Source organism: Vibrio sinus (assembly GCF_023634645.1).
GTDB classification, from domain to species: Bacteria; Pseudomonadota; Gammaproteobacteria; order Enterobacterales; family Vibrionaceae; genus Vibrio; species Vibrio sinus.
On record NZ_JAMKMR010000065.1, the window covers coordinates 1 to 304 of the forward strand.

Here is a 304-nt window from a genome sequence, read left to right on the forward strand (position 1 = left end):
TTTTGCTGGGTCTTTTCGTTTCAGTCTTCGTTGCCTGCCAATTTGCTTGGTCACAACCAGACGGTTGCTCCCGGCGACAAATTGTTCGGCGCCTTGTCTGAATCAAAAATCCGCTGCACAAAAACCGCATTAGGATTGAATCATCAACTAATTAAGGTCGTCTCAATTTATTTAAACATGATTGAGACTGATAATTGCCGGACTCAAATATGAATAACTCGAAAGTTATTCCCAAGAACACTGAATGTGTGTTGGTACCTAATTCTTTAAAAGAAATAGGATTTGAGAACTTTTAATTAGATAA

The 304-nt window shown here is 38.2% G+C and carries 1 protein-coding gene; it reads left to right on the plus strand.

The window, feature by feature from the left end; translation table 11 throughout:
• On the plus strand, nucleotides 1-213 hold a 213-nt coding region (locus M9194_RS21610), incomplete at its 5' end, for a hypothetical protein (RefSeq protein WP_250614772.1).
• Between the last annotated feature and the right edge of the window lie 91 nt (nucleotides 214-304).